This window comes from Enterobacter cloacae complex sp. IR5450 (assembly GCF_049238665.1).
Taxonomy (GTDB): Bacteria; Pseudomonadota; Gammaproteobacteria; order Enterobacterales; family Enterobacteriaceae; genus Enterobacter; species Enterobacter hormaechei_C.
On record NZ_JBMKIC010000021.1, the window covers coordinates 1 to 26427 of the forward strand.

Annotated in this window: 26 protein-coding genes and 1 riboswitch; of the genes, 6 read left to right on the forward strand and 20 right to left on the reverse strand. The window is 58.2% G+C overall.

Annotation, left to right across the window (positions count from 1 at the left end; translation table 11 throughout):
- Positions 1–114: 114 nt before the first annotated feature.
- The 6 genes from ACOTYB_RS15865 to moaA all read right to left on the reverse strand — a co-directional run bounded on the left by ACOTYB_RS15865 (position 115) and on the right by moaA (position 3588).
- Positions 115–822, reverse strand: a complete 708-nt coding sequence (locus ACOTYB_RS15865; protein ID WP_003858508.1) for a Bax inhibitor-1/YccA family protein — start codon at positions 820–822, stop codon at positions 115–117.
- 58 nt (positions 823–880) lie between these two features.
- A complete protein-coding gene (gene moaE / locus ACOTYB_RS15870) occupies positions 881–1333 on the reverse strand; it encodes a molybdopterin synthase catalytic subunit MoaE (RefSeq protein WP_003858509.1) in 453 nt (150 codons plus the stop codon).
- Between the two features lies 1 nt (position 1334).
- Positions 1335–1580, reverse strand: coding sequence for a molybdopterin synthase sulfur carrier subunit (moaD, locus tag ACOTYB_RS15875; protein ID WP_003858510.1), 246 nt, complete (start codon positions 1578–1580; stop codon positions 1335–1337).
- A complete protein-coding gene (moaC, locus tag ACOTYB_RS15880; protein WP_003858511.1) occupies positions 1573–2058 on the reverse strand; it encodes a cyclic pyranopterin monophosphate synthase MoaC in 486 nt (161 codons plus the stop codon). Before moaC ends, moaD begins: the two co-directional genes overlap by 8 nt.
- A 3-nt stretch (positions 2059–2061) precedes the next feature.
- Positions 2062–2574, reverse strand: a complete 513-nt coding sequence (gene moaB / locus ACOTYB_RS15885; RefSeq protein WP_003858514.1) for a molybdenum cofactor biosynthesis protein B — start codon at positions 2572–2574, stop codon at positions 2062–2064.
- A gap of 24 nt (positions 2575–2598) precedes the next feature.
- Positions 2599–3588 carry a GTP 3',8-cyclase MoaA gene (gene moaA, locus ACOTYB_RS15890; RefSeq protein WP_003858516.1) on the reverse strand — a complete coding sequence of 330 codons (990 nt, stop codon included), beginning with the start codon at positions 3586–3588 and terminating at the stop codon, positions 2599–2601.
- A riboswitch (molybdenum cofactor riboswitch) is annotated at positions 3576–3709 on the reverse strand. (Overlaps the previous gene by 13 nt.)
- Positions 3710–3935: 226 nt before the next feature.
- On the opposite strand from moaA, the gene yvcK reads away from it, so the two are divergent.
- Complete coding sequence (yvcK, locus tag ACOTYB_RS15895; protein ID WP_023299636.1) at positions 3936–4844, forward strand: uridine diphosphate-N-acetylglucosamine-binding protein YvcK; 909 nt, start codon at positions 3936–3938, stop codon at positions 4842–4844.
- Positions 4845–4923: 79 nt separating this feature from the next.
- On the opposite strand, the gene uvrB is transcribed toward yvcK, so the two are convergent.
- Complete coding sequence (gene uvrB, locus ACOTYB_RS15900; protein WP_003858519.1) at positions 4924–6939, reverse strand: excinuclease ABC subunit UvrB; 2016 nt, start codon at positions 6937–6939, stop codon at positions 4924–4926.
- A 749-nt stretch (positions 6940–7688) separates the two neighbouring features.
- On the opposite strand from uvrB, the gene ACOTYB_RS15905 reads away from it, so the two are divergent.
- Positions 7689–8411 carry an ABC transporter ATP-binding protein gene (locus ACOTYB_RS15905; protein ID WP_045894950.1) on the forward strand — a complete coding sequence of 241 codons (723 nt, stop codon included), beginning with the start codon at positions 7689–7691 and terminating at the stop codon, positions 8409–8411.
- Here ACOTYB_RS15905 and bioD read toward each other — a convergent pair.
- From bioD to bioB, 4 genes are read right to left on the reverse strand one after another with little or no spacing between them, the layout of a single operon-like run.
- Complete coding sequence (gene bioD, locus ACOTYB_RS15910) at positions 8374–9075, reverse strand: dethiobiotin synthase (RefSeq protein ID WP_072250287.1); 702 nt, start codon at positions 9073–9075, stop codon at positions 8374–8376. The genes ACOTYB_RS15905 and bioD overlap by 38 nt on opposite strands.
- The gene (gene bioC / locus ACOTYB_RS15915; RefSeq protein WP_126542261.1) at positions 9068–9823 is read right to left on the reverse strand and encodes a malonyl-ACP O-methyltransferase BioC; all 756 of its coding nucleotides are present in this window, start codon (positions 9821–9823) and stop codon (positions 9068–9070) included. The genes bioD and bioC overlap by 8 nt, the downstream gene beginning before the upstream one ends.
- Positions 9807–10964 carry an 8-amino-7-oxononanoate synthase gene (bioF, locus tag ACOTYB_RS15920; RefSeq protein WP_003858526.1) on the reverse strand — a complete coding sequence of 386 codons (1158 nt, stop codon included), beginning with the start codon at positions 10962–10964 and terminating at the stop codon, positions 9807–9809. Before bioF ends, bioC begins: the two co-directional genes overlap by 17 nt.
- Positions 10961–12001 carry a biotin synthase BioB gene (gene bioB / locus ACOTYB_RS15925; protein WP_017384942.1) on the reverse strand — a complete coding sequence of 347 codons (1041 nt, stop codon included), beginning with the start codon at positions 11999–12001 and terminating at the stop codon, positions 10961–10963. The genes bioF and bioB overlap by 4 nt, the downstream gene beginning before the upstream one ends.
- 86 nt (positions 12002–12087) lie before the next feature.
- Here bioB and bioA point away from each other — a divergent pair, with 86 nt between their 5' ends.
- A complete protein-coding gene (bioA, locus tag ACOTYB_RS15930) occupies positions 12088–13377 on the forward strand; it encodes an adenosylmethionine--8-amino-7-oxononanoate transaminase (protein ID WP_409248960.1) in 1290 nt (429 codons plus the stop codon).
- Positions 13378–13424: 47 nt separating this feature from the next.
- The gene (locus ACOTYB_RS15935; RefSeq protein WP_003858531.1) at positions 13425–13901 is read left to right on the forward strand and encodes a kinase inhibitor; all 477 of its coding nucleotides are present in this window, start codon (positions 13425–13427) and stop codon (positions 13899–13901) included.
- 66 nt (positions 13902–13967) lie between these two features.
- Here ACOTYB_RS15935 and hutH read toward each other — a convergent pair whose 3' ends face one another.
- The 5 genes from hutH to hutI all read right to left on the reverse strand — a co-directional run bounded on the left by hutH (position 13968) and on the right by hutI (position 20213).
- The gene (gene hutH, locus ACOTYB_RS15940) at positions 13968–15488 is read right to left on the reverse strand and encodes a histidine ammonia-lyase (RefSeq protein ID WP_220316783.1); all 1521 of its coding nucleotides are present in this window, start codon (positions 15486–15488) and stop codon (positions 13968–13970) included.
- On the reverse strand, positions 15485–17173 hold the full coding sequence (gene hutU / locus ACOTYB_RS15945) for a urocanate hydratase (RefSeq protein WP_003858533.1): 1689 nt from the start codon (positions 17171–17173) through the stop codon (positions 15485–15487). The genes hutH and hutU overlap by 4 nt, the downstream gene beginning before the upstream one ends.
- Before the next feature lie 127 nt (positions 17174–17300).
- Positions 17301–18035, reverse strand: a complete 735-nt coding sequence (locus ACOTYB_RS15950) for a histidine utilization repressor (RefSeq protein WP_003858534.1) — start codon at positions 18033–18035, stop codon at positions 17301–17303.
- Positions 18036–18054: 19 nt separating this feature from the next.
- Positions 18055–18993, reverse strand: a complete 939-nt coding sequence (gene hutG, locus ACOTYB_RS15955; RefSeq protein ID WP_136466758.1) for a formimidoylglutamase — start codon at positions 18991–18993, stop codon at positions 18055–18057.
- Entirely contained in the window at positions 18990–20213 is a 1224-nt protein-coding gene (gene hutI, locus ACOTYB_RS15960; protein WP_045336987.1) for an imidazolonepropionase, read from the reverse strand. The genes hutG and hutI overlap by 4 nt, the downstream gene beginning before the upstream one ends.
- 223 nt (positions 20214–20436) lie before the next feature.
- Here hutI and ACOTYB_RS15965 point away from each other — a divergent pair, with 223 nt between their 5' ends.
- Positions 20437–21720, forward strand: coding sequence for a putative acyl-CoA thioester hydrolase (locus ACOTYB_RS15965; protein ID WP_220153662.1), 1284 nt, complete (start codon positions 20437–20439; stop codon positions 21718–21720).
- A 102-nt stretch (positions 21721–21822) separates the two neighbouring features.
- On the opposite strand, the gene pgl is transcribed toward ACOTYB_RS15965, so the two are convergent.
- A complete protein-coding gene (gene pgl / locus ACOTYB_RS15970) occupies positions 21823–22818 on the reverse strand; it encodes a 6-phosphogluconolactonase (RefSeq protein WP_003858538.1) in 996 nt (331 codons plus the stop codon).
- A 119-nt stretch (positions 22819–22937) separates the two neighbouring features.
- Between pgl and ACOTYB_RS15975 the strand changes: the two genes are divergently transcribed.
- The gene (locus ACOTYB_RS15975; RefSeq protein ID WP_003858539.1) at positions 22938–23756 is read left to right on the forward strand and encodes a pyridoxal phosphatase; all 819 of its coding nucleotides are present in this window, start codon (positions 22938–22940) and stop codon (positions 23754–23756) included.
- On the opposite strand, the gene modC is transcribed toward ACOTYB_RS15975, so the two are convergent.
- The 3 genes from modC to modA are packed head-to-tail and all read right to left on the reverse strand — an operon-like array spanning position 23757 to position 26280.
- The gene (gene modC, locus ACOTYB_RS15980) at positions 23757–24815 is read right to left on the reverse strand and encodes a molybdenum ABC transporter ATP-binding protein ModC (protein WP_220153660.1); all 1059 of its coding nucleotides are present in this window, start codon (positions 24813–24815) and stop codon (positions 23757–23759) included. It abuts the gene before it with no gap.
- Positions 24815–25507, reverse strand: a complete 693-nt coding sequence (modB, locus tag ACOTYB_RS15985; protein ID WP_003858545.1) for a molybdate ABC transporter permease subunit — start codon at positions 25505–25507, stop codon at positions 24815–24817. The genes modC and modB overlap by 1 nt, the downstream gene beginning before the upstream one ends.
- Positions 25504–26280 (reverse strand): molybdate ABC transporter substrate-binding protein, encoded by a 777-nt coding sequence (gene modA, locus ACOTYB_RS15990; protein WP_032608887.1) that lies wholly within the window; start codon positions 26278–26280, stop codon positions 25504–25506. Before modA ends, modB begins: the two co-directional genes overlap by 4 nt.
- Positions 26281–26427: the final 147 nt, after the last annotated feature.

Sequence of the window (26427 nt, forward strand, 5' to 3'; positions counted from 1 at the left end):
TGATTTGTTAGCGCAACCAGTAGATCACACTTCATCGTGCTTTTCATTTTTCTGGGGAACCCTCAGCCCTGTGGGAGAGGGTCAGGGTGAGGGCATCAGACAGCGCCACCCTCACTAACGACGGTTGCCGAAGATACGCAGCAGCATCAGGAACAGGTTGATGAAGTCCAGATAAAGCGTCAACGCGCCCAGAATCGAGTATTTGCGCAGGTTGGAACTGTCACGAACATCAATTTGTTCACCGATGTTTTTCAGCTTCTGGGTGTCGTAGGCGGTTAAGCCCACGAAGATCACCACCCCGATATAGGTCACCGCCCACATCAGCGCGTCACTCTTCAGCCACAGGTTCACCAGCGACGCCAGCACAATCCCAATCAGCCCCATAAACAGCATGTTGCCGAAGCCGCTCAGGTCACGTTTGGTGGTGTAGCCGTACAGGCTCATCACACCGAACATCCCGCCGGTCACCACAAAGGTGCTGGCGATGGAGGAGTAGGTGTAAACGATGAAAATACTGGAAAGCGTCAGCCCGGTCAGCGCCGAATAGAGCATAAACAGCGTGGTCGCCATACCCGAGCTGAGCTTGTGCACCAGCCCGGAGAGCACAAATACCAGCGCCAGTTGCGCAATAATCAGCCCAAAGAAGGTGATTTTGCTGGAGAAGATAAACATCATCAGTTCAGGCGTGTTTGCCGCATACCACGCGATAAACGCGGTAAGCAGCAGGCCAACCGTCATCCAGCCATATACCTGAGCCATGTAGGTTTGCAGCCCGCTACGGGTCTGCTGAACTATCGAATCGGAACGCGGAAATCGGTCCATGATTCACTCCTGATTAAGTAAACACACACGATAAGACTAACACATCCACGTAAACCTGTTACCAACGGCTGGCGGCATGCTTATCGCTGTCGCGTGATTCCACCCAGCGCTCACCTTCCGGCGTCGCTTCACGTTTCCAGAACGGCGCTTTGGTTTTAAGATAATCCATGATGAACTCCCCCGCCGCAAACGCACTCCCGCGATGGGCGCTGGTGACGCCGACAAACACAATCTCTTCGCCGGGCCACATTTCGCCGATGCGATGGATAACCGTAACGCGTCCCAGCGGCCAGCGGCCTCGCGCCTCTTCGACAATGGCCGCCAGTGATTTTTCGGTCATCCCCGGATAGTGCTCCAGCGTCAGCGCTTTTACGCTGTCGCCGAGGTTGTGGTTACGCACTTTTCCGGTAAACGTCACGACCGCGCCGTCTTCATCGCGCTCTGCCAGCCAGCTGTATTCGGTACCGACGCTAAAGCGCTCAGGGCCGACCAGAATTCGGGTTTCCGTCATCTTAACCCCCTGTGACCGGCGGGAAGAAGGCCACTTCGTCCCCATCGGCCAGCGGGTGGGTCAACTCCACCAGCGTCTGATTCACGGCGGCCAGCAGTTTGCCTTCATCCAGCGCCAGCGCCCAACGGTCGCCTTGCGCCGCCAGATGCGCGCGCAGGGCGGCGACGTTTTCGAAAGAGCCGTCCAGCGTCAGGCTGTCGGTATTGACCAGCTCACGGACCTGGGCAAAAAAGAGCACCTTAATCATGGCTTTCTACCTTAAAATCGCCGGATTTGCCGCCGCTTTTTGCCAACAGACGCACCGGGCCAATCACCATATCTTTCTGCACCGCTTTACACATGTCGTAGATGGTCAGCGCCGCCACGGAGGCCGCCGTCAACGCCTCCATCTCCACGCCGGTTTTCCCGGTTAAGCGGCACAAGGACTCGATACGCACGCGATTATGCGCCGGCTGCGCCTGCAAATTTACCTCCACTTTGCTGAGCATCAGCGGATGGCAGAGCGGGATGAGGTCCCAGGTACGTTTAGCGGCCTGAATACCAGCGATACGGGCGGTGGCAAACACATCACCCTTGTGATGGCTGCCGTCGATAATCATCGCCAGCGTCTCCGGCAGCATGGTGATGAACGCTTCAGCACGCGCCTCGCGCACCGTTTCGGCTTTGGCGGAGACATCCACCATATGCGCTTCGCCAGCGGCGTTTATGTGGGTCAGTTGTGACATAGCTTATTTCTTTAAATGGGGATGGAAATTACACGGACGGGTACGAGCATCCAGCTGCGGGGCAATAATGTTTTCCCACGCGGTGCGGCAGGCTTTGGTCGACCCCGGCATGGCGAAGATCAGCGTCTTGTTCGCCACCCCCGCGACAGCACGGGACTGAAGCGTAGAGGTACCAATCTCTTCAAACGAGAGCATGCGGAACACTTCGCCGAAGCCTTCCACTTCGCGATCGAACAGCGGGAGCAGCGCTTCCGGCGCCTGGTCGCCTGCGGTAAAGCCGGTGCCGCCAGTGATCAGCACCACCTGGACGTCATCGTTCGCAATCCACTGTGAGACCTGAGCGCGAATGGCGTAACGGTTTTCTTTGACGATCGCTTTATCAACAATCTGGTGTCCGGCTTCGTGTGCCGCCTCGCGCAGCCAGTGGCCGGAGGTATCATCCTCTTCACCACGACGTTCGGAAACGGTAAGAATAGCAATGCGTGTCGGGATAAATTCCGCGCTTACTTGACTCATCTTCTGGTTCCTTCTAAAGCCTGATTACCCGCCGATATAGGACAGGTTCTGAGTAATGCCGGTGTTGCCCTGATGCAGGAAATGGGTCTGCTTTTTGTGCGTCAGCGCCTCGGAAATGCGTGCTTCAAGCGCGTCCTGTTGAGCGTCATCTTCCAGCAAATCGCGCAGATCGACGCCGCCATCCCCGAACAGGCAAAGATGGAGCTTGCCAACGGAGGAGACACGCAGGCGGTTGCAGCTGGCACAGAAGTCTTTTTCATAGGGCATGATCAGGCCGATTTCGCCTTCATAATCCGGATGACAAAAAACCTGCGCCGGGCCATCGCTGCGCTGGCGGATCTGGTGGATCCAGCCGCGTTTCAGCAGTTCATCGCGCAACACCATGCCGGAAATATGGTGACGGCGGAACAGCTCGCTGCCCTCGCCCGTTTCCATCAGCTCGATAAAACGCAGTTGAATGGGACGGGATTTAATCCACGCCAGGAAGGTGTCCAACTGATGGTGGTTTACGTCGCGCATCAGCACCGTGTTGACTTTGACTTTTTCGAACCCGGCGGTAAACGCCGCATCGATGCCGTCCATCACCTGGCGGAACTTGTCCTGACCGGTAATGGCGTGAAACTGCCGGGCATCAAGGCTGTCCACGCTGACGTTGATCGCCGTCAGCCCCGCATCGCGCCAGTACGCCACGTCACGCGCCATGCGGTAACCGTTGGTGGTCACCGCGATCTGGCGGATACGTTCGTTTTCACGCACGGCGGCAATAATGTCAGGGAAATCACGACGCAGGGAGGGCTCTCCCCCGGTAAGACGCACTTTTTCCGTGCCGAGTTCCGAGAACGCACGCGTAACGCGGCGTACTTCATCCACGGAGAGAAAGCCATTATTGGTGACGCTGCCCGGCTTGTAGCCATCGGGCAGGCAGTAGGTGCAACGGAAGTTGCACACATCGGTAATCGACAGACGCAAGTAGTAAAACTTACGCGCGAAAGCATCAGTAAGTTGTGAAGCCATGTACACCTTTCCAGATCGGGAGGCACAGTCATTTCTTTCTGTACCCTGGTGGCAAATCCGCCACGGCCAGGGCGCCATATCTCTCGACACAGGCGCCAGGGCTAGAGTGTATGTTTTCAGTTTTGAAAACGTGGTTATGGCGATAGTAGCGTGGAAATCGCCACTTCGCCATTGTCGCTTTTCGCTATATAAATTTATACATAACGATGTTATCGTGCATTTTCACTACAGAATACGCAAAAACAGCGCTTTCGCATTGATATACGTCATTATGGATTGTGAGAGGCATCGTCTTTTAGGAGTAGTTGCGTTACTGTGACGCAAGCTTAACAGGATAAGGAATAGGTATGCGCAATCGCACTTTTGCGGATCTGGACCGCGTGGTCGCTCTTGGCGGAGGTCACGGGCTGGGACGGGTTATGTCGTCGTTATCGTCACTGGGCTCGCGCCTGACGGGCATCGTGACAACAACGGACAACGGCGGCTCAACCGGGCGGATCCGACGTGCTGAAGGCGGGATAGCCTGGGGCGACATGCGCAACTGCCTCAACCAGCTCATCACTGAGCCAAGCGTGGCCTCGGCGATGTTTGAGTACCGTTTTGGCGGGAATGGCGAACTTTCAGGCCATAACCTTGGAAATCTGATGTTAAAGGCGCTGGATCACCTGAGCGTGCGCCCTCTGGAAGCGATCAATTTAATTCGTAACCTGCTAAAAGTGGATGCGTTCCTGATCCCAATGTCCGAACAGCCGGTAGATTTGATGGCGATCGATGCTGACGATCACGAAGTGTATGGTGAAGTGAATATCGACCAGCTTCTTCTGCCGCCAAAAGAGCTGATGACCTACCCCAGCGTACCCGCAACGCGTGAAGCGGTAGAAGCGATTGGCGAGGCCGATCTGATCCTGATTGGGCCGGGAAGTTTTTACACCAGCCTGATGCCGATCCTGCTGGTGAAAGAGCTGGCGCAGGCGCTGCGCAGAACGCCTGCGCCCATGGTCTATATCGGTAATTTAGGCCGCGAACTCAGCCCGGCGGCGGCAAGCCTGTCGCTGGCGGATAAGCTGGACCTGATGGAACAGTACGTTGGTAAGAAAATTATCGATGGTGTCGTGGTCGGACCGAAAGTGGATGTATCAGGGATTGGCGATCGCGTGGTGGTACAGGAGCCGCTGGAAGCCAGCGATATTAAATATCGCCACGACCGCCATCTGCTACGCGAGGCGCTGGAGAAGGCGATTCAGGCATTAGGTTAGGTTCGTTTTGTGCGGCCTGATGCCCTCACCCCGGCCCTCTCCCACAGGGAGAGGGAGAAAACGCCACCGGGCAAAAAATTCACGATGCCGCAATAAACAGATCCCGCAGCTGATGCAGCTGATCGCGGATTTGGGCGGCCTCTTCGAACTCCAGGTTCTGCGCATGCTGCATCATCTGCCCTTCCAGCTCGTGGATCTTCTGCTGCAACGCTTTCGGCGTCAGCGCGACGGTATCCTCTTCCACCACTGAACGGGCCTTGCCGCGGCCTTTCGCTTTGGTCTTCGCAATGTTCTGACCCAGCGCCAGGATATCCACCACCTTCTTGTTCAGCCCCTGCGGCGTGATGCCGTGCTCTTCGTTATAGCGCTGCTGCTTCTCGCGACGACGTTCCGTTTCGCCAATCGCTTTGGCCATCGACGGGGTGATTTTATCCCCGTACAGGATCGCCTTCCCGTTGACGTTACGCGCGGCGCGGCCAATGGTCTGGATCAGCGAGCGCTCGGAACGCAGGAAGCCCTCTTTGTCCGCGTCCAGAATCGCCACCAGCGACACCTCCGGCATATCCAGACCTTCTCGCAGAAGGTTAATTCCTACCAGCACGTCGAACTCGCCCAGACGCAGATCGCGGATGATCTCCATACGCTCCACGGTATCGATATCCGAGTGCAGATACCGCACCTTCTCGCCGTGTTCTTCCAGATACTCCGTCAAATCTTCCGCCATACGTTTGGTGAGCGTGGTAACCAGCACGCGCTCGTTGATGGCGGAACGGGCACGTATTTCCGAGAGCAGATCGTCCACCTGCGTCGCCACCGGACGCACCTCGATAATCGGATCCAGCAGCCCGGTCGGACGCACCACCTGGTCCACCACGTCATCACCGGATTTTTCCAGCTCGTAGTTGCCCGGCGTCGCCGATACGTAGATGGTCTGCGGAGCAAGCGCCTCAAATTCTTCAAACTTCATCGGACGGTTGTCCAGCGCTGACGGCAGTCGGAACCCGTACTCAACCAGCGTCTCTTTACGCGCGCGGTCACCGCGGTACATCCCGCCGATCTGGGGGATCGTAACGTGGGATTCGTCGATCACCAGCAGGCCGTCCGCCGGAAGGTAGTCAAACAGCGTCGGCGGCGCTTCGCCCGGCCCGCGCCCGGAGAGGTAGCGCGAGTAGTTTTCGATGCCGGAGCAGTAGCCCAGCTCGTTCATCATCTCCAGATCGAACTGGGTACGCTGGCTCAGGCGTTGCTCTTCCAGCAGCTTATTGTTCGCCAGCAGCACCTTGCGGCGGTCCGCCAGCTCAATTTTGATCTCTTCCATCGCCTGCACGATACGCTCGCGTGGCGTCACGTAGTGCGTTTTCGGGTAGATGGTGAAGCGCTGGATCACCGACTCGACGTGACCGGTCAACGGATCGAACAGTGACAGGCGTTCAACTTCTTCGTCGAACAGCTCCACGCGCAGCGCCATGTCGTCCGATTCCGCCGGGAAGATATCAATCACCTCGCCACGCACGCGGAAGGTCCCGCGCTGGAACGCCTGATCGTTACGGGTGTACTGCAACTCCGCCAGACGGCGCAAAATCGCCCGCTGATCGATGATCATCCCCTGCGTCAGGTGCAGCATCATCTTGAGATAGAGATCCGGATCGCCCAGGCCGTAGATCGCCGACACCGAGGCCACCACCACCACATCACGACGCTCCAGCAGCGCCTTGGTCGCCGACAAACGCATCTGCTCGATATGTTCGTTCACCGAGGCATCTTTCTCGATAAACGTGTCGGAGCTGGGAACGTAGGCTTCCGGCTGGTAGTAGTCGTAGTAGGAGACGAAATACTCCACCGCGTTTTCCGGGAAGAACTCTTTCATCTCACCATACAGCTGCGCCGCCAGCGTTTTGTTCGGCGCGAGGACCATCGTCGGACGCTGGAGATCGGCAATGACGTTGGCAATGGTGAAGGTTTTGCCCGAACCGGTAACCCCCAGCAGGGTCTGGTGCGCCAGCCCGTCCTCCAGCCCCTCTTCCAGGCGACGAATAGCCTCGGGCTGATCCCCGGAAGGACGGAAAGCAGAATTCAGTTTAAACGGTTTACTCATGGGCGACGACCTGATGACAGAATAAGCGGCAGGTGAGTAATTTTACTCGTTGTGGCCAGGATTGCCAGTAAAAAACACTGGATGAAAAACCAGTAGCGTGTCAGGATATTTAGCGTAGCGCAGAGAGGATTAGTGCGTTCGCGAGCCAAATTTCGACTGTGACAAAATAAAACACCAGCCTCAGGGGGTTATCCCCAGAACTATTACTTTTTTAACATTTGTCAAGGGCGGTTATGAAAGTTTTATGGCAACAGGTGTCGCTGGCGTTGAGGGAATTGCTTTTATCTAATTCGTTAAAAAATAAAGACTAATTTATTAAGCCGCGTTTCCCATCAATTTGGTCGTAACCCGCGTATTCTCTCGCTTATCGCGTGTTTTCTAACTCTAATGCACAAGGTTATCCACAGGAATAGTGGATAACTGCCTCCAGCCCGTACAGCATGCACTTCAGCAAATTCCCGGTTTTTCCCACGAAGCGGCAGTAAAAAATTTTTATCACTCTTTTTTGCCTGGAAAACGTTCATTTTTTCATAAGCAACTGGCGAGATCTTAATCACAATTCTGTCATTTCTCCTGCACCACGATTCGACATACGCGGCACCGGGAATGTGCATTTCGTATAAACCTACAGCTTTTGATAGTGAGTTATTCCTAAAAATGGCCTTTTTTTAATCATTATGAAGTTCCTGGCAGGCGTTTTGCAGACATCACTCTGTGCATCACCCCCACATATTTTTAAGGAGAGAAAGATGTTGAGTCTGCGTGCTGTAAATCAGTTTTACGGAAGCCAACATACGCTATGGAACGTGAATATCGATTTCCCGCAAGGCATCTGTACGGGCATTGTTGGCCTGCCTGGCATGGGTAAATCCACGCTCATGAACTGCATTACCGGAAAGGTGCCCGTTGAGAGCGGCACCATCATCTGGCATGAGGCTGGCGCGCCGCCGCGTAATTTGCTCAGCCCTGCGTCAGCATTCACGGCGCCGCCGACGATAGGCTACGTCCCGCAGGATCGGCGGATATTTTCCCAGCTGACCGTCGATGAAAATCTGCATATCGCTATGCGGGCGACGGGGAAACCCGACCCGACATCAAAAAATGACGTGTACGCCCTGTTTCCGGAGCTCTATCCGCTGCGACAGAGCCGTGCCTCTGCGCTGTCCCCCGACGACCAGTATCAGCTGGCTCTCGCCAGTGCGCTGGTTAATCGCCCGCGCGTGTTGATTCTGGATGAGCCCATGTATGGCGCAGGGCACGGTTTCGCGCGCAGGCTGGGGCAGTTGCTGGTGCGGCTGAATCGGGAGCTGGGAATGACGGTGCTGTTAGCTGAGCAACAGCTGTCGTTTATCCGCCGGGTAGCGGATCGTTTCTGCATGCTCTATCGCGGGCGTAACGTGGCACAGGGCCACGTTAACGAGCTGGATGACGACCTTATTGCGCACTGGATGGCGCGGAACATAAGGCGCTAAGGTCAAGATAGCGTCCGGTTTCCGCCTGCTCTGCGCCGTCGGCAAGCCACGGGATCTCGCCGAGAAACGGCGCAGGCAGCCCCCGCTTCAGCGTCGCCAGATACTCAGCATGACGTTTACCCGGCGCAACCACGTCATTGGCAATCCACCCTGCCAGACGCAACCCGGCCTGCTGCACGGCCTGAGCGGTCAGCATGGCGTGATTGATACAGCCAAGCTTCACGCCGACCACCAGAATGACAGGAAGCTGCTCGGCCTGCACCCAGTCAGCAAATGTCTGCTCGTCGGACAGCGGGGTAAACCAGCCGCCAGCCCCCTCCACCAGCACCCAGTCGGCCTGCGTTTCCAGGTCGCGTAACCCGGAAGAGAGCACCGAAAAATCAATCGGACGATCTTCATCGGCGCTGACGATGTGCGGCGAGGTGGGTTCAGCAAAGGTATAGGGGTTCACCGCAGAATAGGCCAGCGCAAGGCTGCTATTACGCTGTAGCGCCAGCGCATCGGTATTGCGTAAGCCTTCCGGCGTCATCTCGCTGCCGGAGGCTACGGGCTTATACCCGGCAGTTGTTTTCCCCAGCAGACGCGCCGCCTGCAACAGCGCGGCGCTGGCAACCGTTTTACCGACTTCAGTGTCCGTGCCGGTAACAAAATAACGTTCAGTCACGTTCAATAATCCCATGAAAAAGATGATAAGAGAGCGGGAACCGGCCCCGCTCCTGCGGCCAGGCCAGCTCGAGACGCTGGAGTTGGCCGCGGGTAAGGGGTTTCTTCTCCCGTCCGGCGTGCAGGTGCGTCGCGCCTATTCCCTTAAGCGATCGCATGGCGCTTAACGCATCGCTAAATTCGAGGGTGACGGTCTGGACCACGCTGCGACAGCGCCAGCCTGCCAGCGCCTGAGTGACCTGTTCGTGCGAGAGAAACCGGTTGGCATGAGGCTGTGCATCCACTGCCCTCCACGCCTGATTCAGCTCCGGCAACGAACTTTCCAGCAGGGTGGTAAAGGCCACCGCTCCGCCGGGCCGCGCCACGCGGTATAACTCGCGTAGGGCCTGCGGCAGGCTGGCGCACCACTGCACCGCCAGATGGCTCCAGACGAGGTCAAACAGCGCATCCTCCAGCGGGATGGCCTCGATATCGGCCACCAGATAACGGTCTGCTGACTGCTGCTGGCGGGCTTCATCCAGCATCTGCGCGGATAAATCCAGCGCCGTAACGTGGCTACCTGTTGCGCGCCAGTAACGGCTATTGCCGCCTGGCCCGCAGCCTGCGTCGAGCACCTGCGCAAAACGCCCGTCACCGAGCGCGGCCAGCAGCCCGCGGGCGCTCAGGCGTTGCAGCTCATCGTGCTGTGAATAGCTTTGCGCTGCCCGGCCAAACGCGGCGGCAACGGCCTGTTTATTGACGAGAGACATACAGTGCCTCCAGAAGCGTATCGATATCCTGCGGCTCATGCGCTGCCGTGAGCGTCAGACGCAAGCGCGCGGTGCCTGGTGGCACGGTGGGTGGGCGGATCGCCGTGACCCACTGCCCGCGTTCTCGTAGCGCCTGTGCCACCATCAGCGCCCGATGGTTTTCACCCACAATTACGGGCTGAATGGCGCTGTGCGAGTCGGTAAGCCGGTAAGACAGCTCGCTTATCCCCCGGCGAAAACGCTGAATATGGTCGGCCAGGCGCGCCCGGCGTTCAGCGCCGTCTTCGCCGCGGATCACCGCAAGCGACGCTGAGAGCGCCACGGCCTGCGCCGGGGGCATGCTGGTGCTGTAGATCAGGTGCCGGGCGAACTGCACCAGGTAATCGGCCACCGGCTCGCTGCACAACACCGCGGCGCCGCTGACGCCGAAGCCTTTGCCGAAGGTGACCACCAGCAGTTCCGGCCTGACGCGTTGCTGGTGCGCGCTTCCGCGTCCCTCCTCGCCGGTGACGCCAATGCCGTGGGCATCGTCGACCAGCAGCCAGGCGTTCTGCTGTTTTGCGACGTCATGCAAGGTGGCAAGGGGCGCGCTGTCGCCGTCCATGCTGAATACCCCTTCCGTCACCGCCAGCTGAAGCCCTGAACAGGGTTTACCCAGCAGAACGTTCAGCTGAGAGGCATTGTTATGGGCAAAACGCCGCAGCTGCGCCGGGCTGAGACTGGCCGCTTCAAGCAGAGACGCGTGGCTCAGGCGGTCCGCGACGATGCGGTCATCTTTGCCCATCAGGGCGGCAATCACCGCCTGATTCGCGGCAAAACCGGAGATAAACAGCAGCGCCCGCGGGTAGCCCAGCCAGTCGGCCAGCTCTTCCTCCAGCGCCTGATGCGCCGTGGTGTAGCCGCTGACGTGCCCGGAGCCACCGCTGCCCACGCCGTAACGATCCGCGCCCTGCTGCCAGGCGCGAACGATCTGCGGGTGCTGGCTCAGTCCCAGATAATCGTTGCTGGAGAAATTACAGAACCGCTCTCCTTCCCGGGTGAGAAAACGGCCTGCACCGTTTTCCACTACCCTGCGCACCCGAAACGCATCTGCCGCCCGCCGCTCGTCGAGCGCGGTCCTGATACGTGCCTGCCAGGTCATACGGCTGCCGCGTTGTAGAACTGGTCGGTGTCGGCGTTAAAAATCTGCTGCTCCAGCTGCTGCTGTTGCTCGTTATCCCCCGCCTGTACCCCGGTCTGGTGTGGGTTCAGCCCCAGCTTGCGGAACAGCTGGACATCTTTGTCCTCTTCCGGGTTTGGCGTGGTCAGCAGTTTGCAGCCGTAGAAGATGGAGTTGGCCCCGGCCATGAAGCACATCGCCTGGGTCTGCTCGCTCATCTGCTCGCGACCGGCAGAGAGGCGAACGTAAGAGGTCGGCATCATGATGCGCGCCACCGCGATGGTGCGGATGAAATCGAAGGCATCCACGTCCTCGTTATCCGCCAGCGGCGTGCCTTTTACCTTCACCAGCATGTTGATGGGCACGCTTTCCGGCGGGGTCGGCAGGTTTGCCAGCTGTAACAGCAGGCCGGCACGATCTTTTACCGTCTCGCCCAGTCCCACGATCCCGCCGGAACAGACCTTGATCCCCGCATCACGCACTTTATCCAGCGTGTCCAGACGCTCCTGATAGGTACGCGTGGTGATGATGTTGCCGTAGAACTCCGGCGAGGTATCAAGGTTGTGGTTGTAGTAATCCAGCCCCGCCGCCGAGAGACGCTGCGCCTGCTCTTCGTTCAGCGTACCCAGGGTCATGCAGGCTTCAAGCCCCATCTCCTTCACCCCCTTCACCATCTGCTCCAGATAGGGCATGTCGCGGTCATGCGGATTTTTCCACGCCGCGCCCATGCAGAAGCGGGTCGAGCCAGCGTTTTTGGCCTTGCGCGCGGAGTCGAGCACCTGCTCGACTTCCATCAGGCGCTCGGATTCGAGACCGGTTTTATAGCGCGCGCTTTGCGGGCAATATTTGCAGTCTTCCGGGCAAGCCCCGGTTTTGATCGACAGCAGCGTGCTGACCTGAACATGACGCGGATCGAAGTGCTGGCGGTGCACCTGTTGCGCCTCAAACATCAGCTCCAGGAAAGGTTTATTGAATAATTCAGTGACTTGCGACATCGTCCAGCGTGCGTGGTGAGCCATCGGGCTTCTCCAGAGGGTTTTGTTAATTGTCGGTTCGGTTTATACTTGTAAACCTAAAACTTTTCAAAATGGTTTACAAGTCGATTATGACCCAGGACGATCTCGCCTTCGACAAGCAGCATATCTGGCACCCTTACACCTCCACGACCCGCCCCCTTCCCGTCTATCCGGTAGCCTCTGCCCACGGCTGCGAGCTGCATCTCGCCAGCGGCGAGCGGCTTGTTGACGGGATGTCTTCCTGGTGGGCGGCGATCCATGGCTACAACCACCCGCGTCTGAACGCGGCGATGAAAGCGCAGATTGACCAGATGTCACACGTGATGTTTGGCGGGATCACGCATCAGCCCGCGGTGGATTTATGCCGTCGCCTGGTAGCGATGACGCCTGAATCGCTGGAGTGTGTTTTCCTGGCCGACTCCGGCTCGGTGGCCGTGGAAGTGGCGATGAAAATGGCGTTGCAGTACTGGCATGCGAAGGGCGAAACGCGCCAGCGGTTCCTCACCTTCCGCAACGGCTATCATGGCGACACCTTCGGCGCAATGTCGGTATGTGATCCGGACAACTCCATGCACAGCCTGTGGAAAGGCTATCTGCCGGAAAACCTGTTTGCGCCAGCCCCGCAGAGCCGCTTCGACGGCGAATGGGACGAGATGGATATGGTGGGCTTCGCGCGGCTGATGGCGGCCCATCGCCACGAGATTGCCGCCGTTATTCTCGAACCGATTGTGCAGGGCGCGGGCGGAATGCGGATCTATCACCCCGAGTGGCTGAAGCGCATTCGGAAGATGTGCGACCGCGAAGGAATTTTGCTGATTGCCGATGAGATCGCCACCGGCTTTGGCCGTACCGGGAAGCTGTTTGCCTGCGAGCATGCGGGGATCGCGCCGGATATTCTGTGCCTGGGGAAAGCCCTCACCGGCGGTACCATGACACTCTCCGCCACGCTTACCACGCGCCAGGTTGCCGACACCATCAGCGACGGCGACGCGGGCTGCTTTATGCACGGCCCGACGTTTATGGGCAACCCGCTGGCCTGCGCCGTGGCAAGCGAAAGCCTCGCCATTCTGGAGAGCGGCGCGTGGCAGACGCAGGTGGCGGCGATTGAGGCGCAGCTGAAGCAGCAGTTAAGCGCGCCGGCGGAGGCGGAATACGTCGCGGACGTCCGCGTACTGGGCGCCATCGGGGTAATCGAGACAACGCATCCGGTGAACATGGCCGCGTTGCAGCGCTTCTTCGTTGACCAGGGCGTGTGGGTGCGACCTTTCGGTAAGCTGATTTACCTCATGCCGCCGTACAGCATTTCTGCGGATCAGCTCCGCAAGCTGACCGGGGCAGTGGTTGAAGCCGTTAACACTTCAGCGCATTTCGCGATTTAACCCCATGCGTTACACTTTCTGAATGAGTGAGTAACGAGGAAAATCGGATGAAAATCATCAGTAAAGATTTGCGCGACGGCGAAAAGCTGCCGGAACGTCACGTGTTTAACGGGATGGGTTATCAGGGGGATAATATCTCTCCCCATCTGGCGTGGGACGATGTGCCAGCGGGAACCAAAAGTTTTGTTGTGACCTGCTACGATCCGGATGCACCAACCGGGTCGGGCTGGTGGCACTGGATCGTGGCAAACCTGCCCGCCGACACGCGCGTATTACCGCAGGGCTCCGGTTCCGATCTGGTTGCTCTGCCTGACGGTGCGATTCAGACGCGCACTGACTTTGGCAAAGCGGGCTACGGCGGCGCGGCGCCGCCAAAAGGGGAAACGCACCGCTATATCTTCACCGTGCACGCGCTGGATGTAGACAAGATTGAGGTCGACGAAGGGGCGAGCGGCGCGATGGTAGGCTTTAACGTGCATTTCCATTCGCTGGGTAGCGCGTCGATTACGGCGATGTATTCGTAATCGTGCGGGCTGATGCCCTCACCCCGGCCCTCTCCCACAGGGAGAGGGTTAGGGTGAGGGTAAAAATCACAGCACGGAAGGCAATAACCCCACCAGCCGCCCTTCTTCCAGAAGCTGCATCGCCTTATCAATATCCGGCGCAAAGAAGCGGTCGTCATCGTAGTGCGTAACGTGCTCGCGCAGCGTATGACGCGCCTGCTCCAGCAGCGGGCTGGATGTTAGCCCTTCGCGCAAATCAATACCCTGACACGCCGCCAGCCACTCCACCGCCAGCACGCCGCGGGTGTTAGAGGCCATCTCCCACAGACGACGCCCGGCAGCCGGGGCCATCGACACGTGATCTTCCTGGTTGGCTGAGGTTGGCAGGCTGTCCACGCTGTGCGGGTGCGACAGCGCCTTGTTCTCGCTTGCCAGTGCCGCGGCGGTGACCTGGGCGATCATAAAGCCCGAGTTCACGCCGCCGTTACGCACCAGGAATGGTGGCAGCTGGGACATGTGCTTATCCATCATCAGCGCGATTCGACGCTCAGACAGCGCCCCGATTTCGGCAATCGCCAGCGCGATATTATCTGCCGCCATCGCCACCGGCTCGGCGTGGAAGTTGCCGCCAGAAACCACCTCGTTTTCCTGAGCAAACACCAGCGGGTTATCGGACACCGCATTGGCCTCCACCAGCAGCACTTCTGCCGCCTGGCGCAGCTGCGTCAGGCATGCGCCCATCACCTGCGGCTGGCAGCGCAGGGAATACGGATCCTGCACCTTCTCGCAGTTATGGTGTGATTCGGCAATGTCGCTGGTATCGGTAAGTACGTGGCGGTACATGGCAGCGGCATCAATCTGACCGCGCTGGCCACGCACCTCGTGAATACGCGCGTCGAACGGACGACGCGAGCCGAGCACCGCCTCGGTGGTCAGCGCACCGCACACCACCGCGGAGGCGAACAGATCTTCCGCTTCAAACAGGCCGCGCAGCGCGAAAGCGGTCGAGGCCTGCGTGCCGTTGAGCAGCGCCAGCCCCTCTTTTGCCGCGAGGGTAATCGGCGTTAACCCGGCTTTTTTCAGCGCCTCTTTCGCAGGCAGCCACTCGCCCTGCCAGCGCGCCTGGCCTTCACCCAGCAGGAGCAGTGACATATGCGCCAGCGGCGCCAGATCGCCGGAGGCGCCGACGGAGCCCTTCGCCGGGATCCACGGATAAACTTCCGCATTGACCAGCGCCATCAGCGCCTGGATCACGTTCAGACGAATGCCGGAAAACCCTCGTGCCAGACTGTTGATTTTCAACACCATCATCAGGCGGACGATCTCATCCTCCAGCGGCTGGCCAACCCCCGCCGCGTGCGACAGCACCAGCGAACGCTGTAAATTCTCCAGATCGTGCGTGGCGATGCGGGTCTGCGCCAGCAGGCCAAACCCGGTGTTGATGCCATAGGCGGTGCGCCCCTCCGCCACAATCGCCTCCACGCAGGCCACGCTGTCGTTGATGGCACGGTGGGCGCTTTCATCAAGGGAGAGTGTCACCGGCTGACGCCAGACGTGACGCAGCTGTTGGAGCGTCAGCGAGCCGGGAGTAAGTGTTAACGCGTTCATGCAGGCTTTCCTTGTGTGGCGGGGATCATCGGCAGGTTCAGCCCCTGCTCTTTGGCACAATCAATGGCAATCTCGTAACCCGCATCCGCGTGACGCATCACGCCGGTTGCCGGGTCGTTGTGTAGCACGCGAGCGATACGCGCGGCCGCTTCATCAGTTCCGTCACAGACGATGACCATCCCGGAATGCTGGGAGAAGCCCATCCCGACGCCGCCGCCGTGGTGCAGCGACACCCAGGTCGCGCCGCTGGCGGTGTTCAGCAGAGCATTCAGCAGCGGCCAGTCGGAGACCGCATCCGAGCCGTCGCGCATGGCTTCGGTTTCACGGTTCGGACTGGCGACAGAGCCGGAGTCCAGGTGGTCGCGGCCAATGACGATCGGCGCGGAGACTTCGCCGCTGCGCACCATTTCGTTAAAGGCGAGGCCGAGTTTTTGCCGCCACTCCAGCCCGACCCAGCAGATACGCGCCGGCAGGCCCTGGAAGTTAATGCGCTCGCGCGCCATATCCAGCCAGCGATGCAGGTGTTCGTCATCGGCGACAATCTCTTTCACTCTGGCATCGGTTTTGTAGATATCCTCCGGATCGCCGGACAGGGCAACCCAGCGGAACGGCCCAATGCCGCGGCAGAACAGAGGACGGATATAGGCGGGCACGAAGCCGGGGAAGTCAAAGGCGTTATTCACCCCCATTTCTTTCGCCATCTGGCGGATGTTATTCCCGTAATCAAAGGTCGGAATACCCATCTTACTGAAGGCCAGCATCGCGGAGACGTGTTCCGCCATGGCGCGTTTAGCCGCCAGTACCGTGCCCTCAGGATCGGTTTCCGCTTTTTGCTGGTAGTCTTCCCACGTCCAGCCTTTTGGCAGATAGCCGTGGAGCGGATCGTGAGCGCTGGTCTGGTCGGTGACCAGATCCGGACGCACGCCGCGCGCCACCAGTTCCGGCAGAATATCCGCCGCGTTGCCGCACAGGGCAACCGACACGGCTTTGCCTTCAGCGGTGTACTTTTTGATGCGCGCCAGCGCGTCATCGAGGTTGTCGGCCTGTTCATCGACATAGCGGGTACGCAGACGGAAATCGATGCGGCTCTGCTGGCACTCAATGTTCAGGGAGCACGCGCCCGCCAGCGTCGCGGCCAGCGGCTGCGCGCCGCCCATGCCGCCCAGTCCGGCGGTGAGCACCCAGCGGCCTTTCAGTGAGCCGTTATAGTGCTGACGGCCCGCTTCCACGAAGGTTTCATAGGTGCCCTGCACAATCCCTTGGCTGCCGATGTAGATCCAGCTACCCGCGGTCATCTGGCCGTACATGGCCAGCCCTTTTGCGTCCAGCTCGTTGAAGTGTTCCCACGTCGCCCAGTGCGGCACCAGGTTGGAGTTGGCAATCAGCACGCGGGGCGCATTTTTATGGGTTTTGAATACGCCAACCGGTTTGCCGGATTGCACCAGCAGCGTTTCGTCGTTTTCGAGATTCGTCAAAGACTCGACAATCGCGTCATAGCACGCCCAGTTGCGTGCGGCGCGGCCAATGCCGCCGTAGACCACCAGCTCGTGGGGATTTTCTGCTACCTCAGGATCAAGGTTGTTCATCAACATGCGCAGCGGTGCTTCGGTGAGCCAGCTTTTTGCGGTAAGCGTGGTGCCGCGCGCGGCGCGGACATCCTGCTTGCGGTATTTATCTGACGACATTGTGTGTTCCTCATAAGGGACAGATGATGCATTTAGATATACTTGTATAGACAAGCACACACAAGGTCGGATTTAACAAAAAAGATACAATTTTGCTATATTGCGTTAGCGATCACGCTTATAAAACTTATGACATAAAGTGGCCCTGCAACCGGTAGCGATTTCCCGGGAACAGCAGCTTCGCATGCGACACAATTTGCGAGGACGACCAGGTACGACGGCGGATCAGCAGGCAGGGATCGTGCTCTTTAATACGCAACAGCTCGCATTCCTGCGGCGTGGCGCGCACGGCTTCCACGATATGCTCCCCTTCCGTCAGCGGGGCGACGAGCGAGAGATACGCATGCGGTGTGGTTTGGGTGTAATCCTGATTCAGATAGTCCGGTATCCGCTCCGCGTTGACGCAGCGATCTTCAATCTGGACCGGAATGTCGTTCTCATAGTGCACCATCACCGAATGGAAAATCCGGGTGCCCTCGGTAACGTTCAGCTCGATGGCCTGTTCGGCGCTGGCCTGCGTCTCTTCAAGCACCAGCACCTCGCAGTGGTGCTGATGGTTGCGGGCGGCAATTTCATCGGCAATGCTGCGGATTTCAAACAGCGCCGACTGTCCTTTTGGCTCCGCCACAAATGTCCCGACCCCTTGCAGGCGCACCAGCAACCCTTCATCGGTCAGTTCACGCAGTGCGCGGTTGATGGTCATTCGGCTAAAGCCAAACTGCGCGACCAGTTCGGCTTCGGACGGAATGCGGTCATGCGGGCGCCAGACGCCGGCTGCGATTTTTTCGCTGATCGCCTGCTTCACCTTTTCGTAAAAAGGCGCGGGAGGGCTCGGCTGCGGCAGGGGCGAGCGTGAAAACATCATGACTCCTTGAATGTTGTTATGCCCACCAGTGAGCAATTTGCCAGGCCAGTCGGGCGGCAAGCTTCGCCCCCTGACCGTCCCGATCGTAGTGCGGATTAAATTCCACCAGATCCGCCGCCTGTAGTTTACCGCTTCGGCAGATACGCTCAATCACCGGGAACAGATCCAGCGCCGGGATCCCCAACGCCGCAGGGGCGGACACGGCGGGCATTTCTGCGGCAGGCAGCACATCGAGGTCAACGGTGAGATAAACCCGGTCTGCCTGCGTAAGCACGCTATCCAGCGCGGATAGCGCATCCCGGCGAAAATCGAGATCTTCAACCAGCGTCACGTTCAACCGCTCAGCTTCCTCCCACAGCGCCTGAGTATTCGCCGCACGGCTTACCCCCAGGCAGGCGTAGTGAAACACCCGAGACTGAGACGCGCAGTAGTGCGCCAGCTGGCGGAACGGCGTGCCGGACGTTGCCCGTTCAGCCTTGCGTAAATCGAGGTGCGCATCCAGGTTGATCACCGCAATGCGATCGTTCGGAAAGGCGTCCAGCACGCCGCGCCCGTGCGCCCAGGCGGTTTCATGTCCACCGCCGAAAACCAGAGTACGCATCCCGGATTGCTGGCACGCGGTTATGACCTCGCTCAGCGCCTGCTGTGCCGCCTCCAGCGCGTGTCCTTCAACATAAACAGAACCCATATCCACGAGTCGCGCATGCCCCTGATGGCTCGCCATATTCGCCAGCGCGCCGCGCAACACATCGGGCGCCTGTGCAGCACCGGGCCTGCCCTGGTTACGCTTAACCCCTTCATCACATTCAAAGCCCAGCAGGGCAATGCCTGACGGCACGGGAGAAAAGTGTTCGCGCTGCTGTATGGTCTGGAAGAGACGTTTCGCGGTGCTGGACTCGGCGCTGTCGTCACGCCCCTGCCAGACCTGCGGGGAGACGGGATGCCACAGTTTCATGCTACCTGCCCCCGAAACACGCGTTGATGCAAAGGATTCCGCCCCGGCTCGTAAACCATCTCAACCGGATGATTCGCCTCCCAGACGACGAAATCAGCCACATAACCGGGCTTTAACTGCCCGTGCGTCGCAGCACGTCCTAGCGCCTGCGCCGCATGCCGCGTCACGCCAGCCCAGGCCTCTTCCGGCGTGAGGCCAAACTGGACGCAGGCCATGTTCATTGCCAGATGCAGGCTGGCAAACGGACTGGTGCCCGGGTTGTAGTCGGTAGCCACCGCCATCGGCACACCCTGCTCTCTGAGCTGCGCCACCGGTGGACGCTGGCGCTCCTGAAGAAAATAGAACGCGCCGGGGAGCAATACCGCCACCGTGCCGCTTTGCGCCATCGCCTGAATACCTGCATCATCGAGATACTCAATATGATCGGCCGACAGCCCTTTATACTGGCTGACCAGCGCCGCGCCGCCGAGATTCGACAGTTGTTCTACATGCCCTTTTACCGGGATCCCGAGCGCGGCGGCGGCCCGGAACAGGCGCTCGGTTTGCGCCGGGGTAAAGCCGACGTTTTCACAAAACACGTCCACCGCTTCAAATAACTCTTTTTGCCACAGCGTGGGCATGATCTGCTCACAGACCAGCGCCAGATAGGCATCCGGATCCTGTCGGTACTCGGCAGGAACGGCATGCGCGGCCAGCAGCGTCGGGCTGATATCGACCAGATTATTCAGGCTGAGCTGGCGGGCAACCAGCAGCATTTTCTCTTCGGCTTCGGCATTCAGACCGTATCCTGATTTGATTTCAACGGTCGTTACGCCTTCATTCATCAGCCGCTGGAGTCGCTGCTGCGCCACCGTCAGGAGCGTTTCCGGCGAACTGTTGCGGGTGGCCGTGACCGTGGCGTTAATTCCGCCGCCCTGCGCGCTAATGGTCTGATATGACACGCCGTTAAGCCGTTGCTCCCATTCCGCTGCACGATCGCCGCCGAACACCAGGTGGGTGTGGCAATCGATCAGGCCGGGAGTAACCAGACGCCCGTCGAGATCGACACACTGACGATGCCCGGAGGGGATCTCGGATTCAGGAATAATGGCCAGAATCGTCTGGCCGCGCACAACGAGGGCATGTTGTTCTCTCAGGCCGTAGGGTTCCGCCTCGCCTGTCGCCAGGGTTGCCAGTCGCGCATTTCGCCATATAACATCATCGGGATTAAGCTGCTGCATGTGCCTTCCACTTGTCATGGGTTGTATAGACATTTATTTTCATCTGCCGCCTGCTGTCAACCGCATTGGGGGAAAATGTTATTTATTTGTGATGACTTTCCCGTCGCCTGCGGGCAAAAATGCAACTTTTCCGGTTTTTATCTTCCCGTTTCGCTCAACTTAGTATAAAAAAGCAGGCTATTTCGTCTATCCAGATAAGACTTGCATACCCAGGAGCATTACCTTGAATATTTCCAGGATTTCCCGTCTGGCGTTGGCACTCGCCTTTGGCGTGACTTTATCCGCTTGCAGTTCAACACCACCGGATCAGCAACCTTCTGAGCAGGTTGCTCCGGGCACCGCTTCCCGTCCGATCCTGTCAGCGGCTGAAGCGAAGAACTTCACCCGTGCGCACTATTTCTCGGCGATGGATCCCAATGCAGCCCCGTGGACGCCTTCTTCTATTAACCTGCCGAAACAGCCAGACTTCGTTGTCGGCCCGGCCGGGGCGCAGGGCGTTACACACACCTCTATTCAGGCAGCCGTTGATGCCGCAATCACCAAACACAGCGCATCTCGTCAGTACATTGCCATCCTGCCGGGTGAATACGAAGGAACCGTTTATGTTCCGGCGGCACCGGGAAGCATTACACTTTACGGCCTGGGCGAAAAAGCGGTCGACGTAAAAATTGGCCTGGCGATTGATTCAGAGATCGACAGCACCACCTGGCGCCATCTGGTGAACCCGGCCGGTAAATACATGCCAGGTAAACCGGCGTGGTATATGTTTGATAACTGCCAGCGCAAGCGTGCCGCCACCATTGGCGTGATGTGTTCGGCGGTATTCTGGTCACAAAACAATGGCCTGCAATTGCAAAACCTGACCATTCAGAACACCCTGGGCGACAGCGTTGACGCAGGTAATCATCAGGCCGTGGCGCTGCGTAGCGATGGCGACAAGGTACAGATTAACAACGTCAATATCCTGGGCCGCCAGAACACCTTCTTCGTGACCAGCAGCGGCGTGCAGAATACCCTTCAGAACAACCGTCTGACGCGTACTCTGGTCACCAACAGCTACATTGAAGGCGACGTGGATATGGTCTCCGGTCGCGGCGCGGTGGTATTTGATAACACCGACTTCCGCGTGGTGAATTCACGTACGCAGCAGGAAGGTTACGTCTTTGCACCGGCCACGCAGTCTAACCTGTTCTATGGCTTCCTGGCCGTGAATAGCCGCTTTACTGCTGCTGGCGATGGCGTGGCGCAGCTTGGTCGCTCTCTGGACGTGGACTCCGCCACTAACGGCCAGGTCGTGATCCGCGACAGCGTGATTAACGAAGGCTTTAACATGGCGAAACCGTGGGCGGATGCGGCGATCTCGAAACGTCCTTTCTCCGGCAACACCGGCACGGTGGATGATAAAGACAACGTGCAGCGTAACCTGAACGACGCTAACTTCAACCGCATGTGGGAATACAACAACCGCGGTCTGGGTAGCAAAGTGGTTGCTGAGCCGAAGCAGTAAAATGCCTGCTGCCGGGTGGCGGCTGCGCCTTACCCGGCCTGCCACATGCATTAACCGCGCATAAAAAAACCTCGCATTTGCGAGGTTTTTTTCGTCTACGGATCAATGAGCGTTAATCACAACCCACATCGGCCCTTGTCCGACCGCATAGCGTCCTTTCTCTTCCAGTAGCCCCTGCACGCCCTGGATTTCATAGAGCGCAATGTGGTGGGATTTCTGCCCCGCCGCAATCAGGTATTTGCCGCTGTGGTCGACATTAAAGCCGCGCGGCTGGGTTTCTGTCGGCTGGAAGCCTTCAACTGCCAGAACGCTGCCGTCTTCAGAGACGCTGAAGACGGTGATCAGACTGGAGGTACGGTCACAGGCATACAGGTGACGGCCATCCGGCGTGATGTGAATGTCTGCCGCCCAGCGTGTGTCAGAGAAATCAGATGGCATCATGTCCAGCGTCTGTACGCACTCGATCTGCCCGTTAGGATCGTTCAGCTCCCACACGTCTACCGAGCTGTTCAGCTCGTTAACGACATAGGCATACTGCTGATTCGGGTGGAAGACCATGTGGCGCGGGCCTGCGCCTTCAACGGTGGTGACTTCCGCCGGGCTCTGCGCGACCAGATGGCCGTCATCGCTCAGGGTAAACAGGCAGATGCGGTCCTGCTTAAGCGCTGGCACCCACAGCGTGCGGTTATCCGGCGAAATGTTGGCTGAGTGGCAACCTTCGAGCCCTTCTACCACGTCGACGGTTTTAACGGGAATACCGTCTTCCAGGCGGGTGACGCTCACGCAGCCTGCATTGTAGGAGCCGCTGAAGATAAAGTTGCCTTTATGGTCAGTGGAAATATGGGTCGGGCTGCCCGGCAGCGGGGCTTCTGCGGTATAGGTCAGCGCGCCGTCATCCGGGGAGATGCGGTATGCCAGTACGCGGAATTCGGGGCGTACGCCGACATAAAGAAAACGTTTATCCGGGCTGACGACCATCGGCTGCACCTGGCCTGGCACATCAACAACCTGAACCAGCGTAAGCGAACCTTCTGTATTCAAACGCCAGACATGGATCTGCTGACTTTCAGGACTGGCGGTATAAACGGTTTGTTTCATGAATACTCCTGATTATTTTTAACGGTGAATGCTGAATTGTAGTCCGGGATTTTGCAGGGTTCCGCTCTCGGTGTACCATCCCGACAGACCTTAAATTCAACATTAACCCGGAACAAAAAATGACCTCGCGAGTGATTGCCCTGGATTTAGACGGAACACTGCTTACCCCTCAGAAAACCCTGCTCCCCTCTTCTCTTGAGGCCCTCAAACGAGCCCAGGAAGCGGGGTATCAACTTCTCATCGTAACGGGTCGACATCACGTAGCCATTCATCCTTTTTATCAGGCACTGGGCTTAGATACACCTGCAATTTGTTGTAATGGCACCTATTTGTATGATTATCAGGCAAAAAAGGTTTTAGCCTCCGATCCGCTTCCCGTAACGCAGGCGCTGCAATTGATTGATTTACTGGATGAGCACGCCATTCACGGCCTGATGTATGTGGATAACGCCATGGTGTATGAACGCCCTACCGGCCATGTGATCCGCACCAGCAACTGGGCTCTGTCTTTGCCGGAAGCGCAGCGTCCGGTGTTCACTCAGGTTTCCTCCCTGCGCCAGGCGGCGGAAGACGTCGAAGCAATCTGGAAATTTGCCCTGACCGATGAAGACACCGCCAAACTGAATACCTTCGCAAAACATGTCGAGCATACGCTGGGTCTGGAATGTGAATGGTCCTGGCACGATCAGGTGGATATCGCCCGCAAAGGCAACAGCAAAGGAAGGCGTCTGACTCAGTTCGTTGAATCGCAGGGCGGATCAATGCAGGACGTAATTGCCTTCGGCGATAACTATAACGACATCAGCATGCTGGAAGCGTCCGGAACGGGCGTGGCGATGGGTAATGCCGATGACGCGGTGAAAGCGCGCGCTGACGTGGTGATTGGCGATAACACCACCGACAGCATCGCGCAGTATATCTATACCCACCTGCTGTGATCAGGCGGTTATGGAAACGCTCTTGATTTGCGCGTAAAGCCACAGGCCAGGCTTGATACCCAGCTCATCCCTGGCCCACGGGCTGATGCGCGCCCACAGCGTTCTGCTGCCCACTTCCAGCTGCACTTCCACCTGGCCGTTATCATCAAAACACTGCGCCACTTTTGCGCGCAAAATATTGCGGATACTGGTTTGCAGCGGCGGTTGCAGGACCAATGAGACATCCGACGCCTGAATGCGGATCCGTAACGTGGACTGAATCGGCGTATCGATTTTATTCACCCACAAATGCTGATCGCCCAGCGCCAGCGCGGTCATCGCGTAGTGCGGATGGTGCTCCAGCACGCTCACCTTCAGAATGCTGCTCTGCTGCTCCTTTGGCAGCCATGGATGCATAACGCTGCTGCCCCACACCTCCTCCAGATTGCCGAATGCCTTCACCCTGCCCGCTTCCAGCACCAGCACTTTGTCGGCCAGATGTAAAATTTCATCCAGCGAATGGCTGACGTAGAGCATGGGCACGTTGATTTCCCGCGCCAGACGTTGCAGATACGGCAGCAGCTCGCGCTTGCGCGGAATATCCAGCGAGGCCAGCGGCTCATCCAGCAGCAGCAGTTCCGGCGCGGTTAACAGGGCGCGGCCAATCGCCACACGCTGTTTTTCACCACCCGACAGCGACGACGGCAGACGATCCAGCAGCGGTTCGATGCCCAGCAGCGCCACCAGCTTATTGAACTGTCCGGCCATGCTTTTTGCCATGCCGTAACGCAGGTTCCCGCGAACGCTGTAGTGCGGAAACAGGCGCGCATCCTGAAACACATAGCCGATACGGCGTTTGTCCGGTGACAGGCAGACCTTCTTCTCCGCGTCATTCAAGACGCGGTTATTTAACACAATACGGCCAGACTGGGGACGCGTCAGGCCGCTAATCGCATTAATCAGAGATGTTTTCCCCGCCCCGGACACGCCAAAAATGGCGGTGATACCGCTGGCAGGCAGCGTTTCGTTCAGCGTCAGGGTGTGACTGCCCAGGGTTTGCGTAAAGTTGATTTCCAGCATCACGATTTCCCCATCCGTTCACGGCTGAGGCGCGCCAGCCACTCAGACACCAGCAGCGAGACCAGAGCGAGCACAATCGAAATAATACACAGCCGGGCCGCCGCACCTTCGCCTCCCGGGGTCTGAATCAGGGTATACATGGCCGACGGGATGGTCCGCGTCTCGCCGGGAATGTTCGACACAAAGGTGATGGTCGCGCCAAACTCACCCAACGAGCGGGCGAAGGCTAACACCGTACCGACGATAATGCCCGGTAACGTAAGCGGAAGCGTAATGGTCAGGAATACCCGCCAGCGGCCTGCGCCCAGCGTGCGGGCGGCCTGTTCTAACCGGATATCCACCCCTTCCAGCGCCAGGCGGATAGCGCGCACCATCAGCGGGAAGGACATTACTGCCGCGGCCAGAACCGCGCCGCGCCAGCTGAAAGCAAAGGTCAGTCCGAACCAGTCGTACAGCCATTCGCCGATAAAACCGCGTCGCCCCATGGAGATCAGCAGCAGATATCCGACCACCACAGGCGGTAAGACAAGCGGAAGATGGAGAACACTGTCGAGCAGGGCTTTGCCTGGAAACTTCACGCGAACCAGTAACCAGGCAAAGAACACCCCAAAGGGCAAACTCAGCGCAACCGCCAGGGAAGAGACTTTCAGGCTCAGCAGCACGGCCTGCCATTCAGGTTCGGTCAATATCATTCGTGAGTCGTAAATCCGTAACGTTTAAAGATAGCGGACGATTCAGGTCCCTTCAGGTAGTCAACGAAGGCCGTCACGCTCGCATTTTTATGTCCATCAACTATCGCAACAGGATATTCCACTTTCTTATGCGAGTCTTCCGGGAAGGTGCCCACCACCTTCACACCTTTACTGGCGACGGCATCGGAGCCGTAAACGATCCCGAGTGGCGCTTCGTTACGCTCCACCAGCGCCAGCGCGCCACGCACATCTTCTGCGGGAGCCAGCTTCGGCGATAAGGTTTCCCATGCGCCAAGTTTTTGCAGCGCTTCTTTCGCATAAATCCCGGCAGGAACATGCTCCGGATCGCCCACCGCCAGACGACCACCGTTGAGCAGACGGGTCCAGTCCGTCTGTTTGTTGATGGCGATGTCGCCCTGCTTGCTGTTTGCGGGTGCAACCACCACCAGGCTATTTCCCAGCAGCGTTTCGCGGGTAGCCGTATCAACAGATTTTTTCTCCACCGCGTAATCCATCCATTTCTGATCGGCAGAGATGAACAGATCCGCGGGCGCCCCCGCTTCAATCTGGCGGGCCAGCGTGGACGAGGAGGCAAACGACGAGACCACCTCGACGTTTTTCTCTTTTTTGTATACCGCAGCAATATCCTGCATCGCGTTAGTCAGCGACGCCGCCGCAAAGACCGTGATTTTTCCTTCATCCGCCAGCGCGTGGCCGGTGAGTGAGAGAGTCAGCGTTGCCCCTGCGAAAAGGCGTACCCATGAACGTGCCATTTGAAGCTCCTGTGCGTATCGTTATATACAAACAAATATAACGATATATCGCAGGCGTTCCTAGCGCTAAATCGTACCCATTAATGCGTAAACTCAAGGAACGTTGTAAAAGATATCGGCGGGAGAGGAATAAACTTGAGAGCAAAA

Excerpts from the sequence above, each read along its gene's own strand:
- ACOTYB_RS15865 (WP_003858508.1), bottom strand. The coding sequence starts at position 822 with ATGGACCGATTTCCGCGTTCCGATTCGATAGTTCAGCAGACCCGTAGC.
- moaE (WP_003858509.1), bottom strand. The coding sequence starts at position 1,333 with ATGACGGAAACCCGAATTCTGGTCGGCCCTGAGCGCTTTAGCGTCGGT.
- moaD (WP_003858510.1), bottom strand. The coding sequence starts at position 1,580 with ATGATTAAGGTGCTCTTTTTTGCCCAGGTCCGTGAGCTGGTCAATACC.
- moaC (WP_003858511.1), bottom strand. The coding sequence starts at position 2,058 with ATGTCACAACTGACCCACATAAACGCCGCTGGCGAAGCGCATATGGTG.
- moaB (WP_003858514.1), bottom strand. The coding sequence starts at position 2,574 with ATGAGTCAAGTAAGCGCGGAATTTATCCCGACACGCATTGCTATTCTT.
- moaA (WP_003858516.1), bottom strand. The coding sequence starts at position 3,588 with ATGGCTTCACAACTTACTGATGCTTTCGCGCGTAAGTTTTACTACTTG.
- yvcK (WP_023299636.1), top strand. The coding sequence starts at position 3,936 with ATGCGCAATCGCACTTTTGCGGATCTGGACCGCGTGGTCGCTCTTGGC.
- uvrB (WP_003858519.1), bottom strand. The coding sequence starts at position 6,939 with ATGAGTAAACCGTTTAAACTGAATTCTGCTTTCCGTCCTTCCGGGGAT.
- ACOTYB_RS15905 (WP_045894950.1), top strand. The coding sequence starts at position 7,689 with ATGTTGAGTCTGCGTGCTGTAAATCAGTTTTACGGAAGCCAACATACG.
- bioC (WP_126542261.1), bottom strand. The coding sequence starts at position 9,823 with ATGTCTCTCGTCAATAAACAGGCCGTTGCCGCCGCGTTTGGCCGGGCA.
- bioF (WP_003858526.1), bottom strand. The coding sequence starts at position 10,964 with ATGACCTGGCAGGCACGTATCAGGACCGCGCTCGACGAGCGGCGGGCG.
- bioB (WP_017384942.1), bottom strand. The coding sequence starts at position 12,001 with ATGGCTCACCACGCACGCTGGACGATGTCGCAAGTCACTGAATTATTC.
- bioA (WP_409248960.1), top strand. The coding sequence starts at position 12,088 with ATGACCCAGGACGATCTCGCCTTCGACAAGCAGCATATCTGGCACCCT.
- ACOTYB_RS15935 (WP_003858531.1), top strand. The coding sequence starts at position 13,425 with ATGAAAATCATCAGTAAAGATTTGCGCGACGGCGAAAAGCTGCCGGAA.
- hutH (WP_220316783.1), bottom strand. The coding sequence starts at position 15,488 with ATGAACGCGTTAACACTTACTCCCGGCTCGCTGACGCTCCAACAGCTG.
- hutU (WP_003858533.1), bottom strand. The coding sequence starts at position 17,173 with ATGTCGTCAGATAAATACCGCAAGCAGGATGTCCGCGCCGCGCGCGGC.
- ACOTYB_RS15950 (WP_003858534.1), bottom strand. The coding sequence starts at position 18,035 with ATGTTTTCACGCTCGCCCCTGCCGCAGCCGAGCCCTCCCGCGCCTTTT.
- hutG (WP_136466758.1), bottom strand. The coding sequence starts at position 18,993 with ATGAAACTGTGGCATCCCGTCTCCCCGCAGGTCTGGCAGGGGCGTGAC.
- hutI (WP_045336987.1), bottom strand. The coding sequence starts at position 20,213 with ATGCAGCAGCTTAATCCCGATGATGTTATATGGCGAAATGCGCGACTG.
- pgl (WP_003858538.1), bottom strand. The coding sequence starts at position 22,818 with ATGAAACAAACCGTTTATACCGCCAGTCCTGAAAGTCAGCAGATCCAT.
- ACOTYB_RS15975 (WP_003858539.1), top strand. The coding sequence starts at position 22,938 with ATGACCTCGCGAGTGATTGCCCTGGATTTAGACGGAACACTGCTTACC.
- modC (WP_220153660.1), bottom strand. The coding sequence starts at position 24,815 with ATGCTGGAAATCAACTTTACGCAAACCCTGGGCAGTCACACCCTGACG.
- modB (WP_003858545.1), bottom strand. The coding sequence starts at position 25,507 with ATGATATTGACCGAACCTGAATGGCAGGCCGTGCTGCTGAGCCTGAAA.
- modA (WP_032608887.1), bottom strand. The coding sequence starts at position 26,280 with ATGGCACGTTCATGGGTACGCCTTTTCGCAGGGGCAACGCTGACTCTC.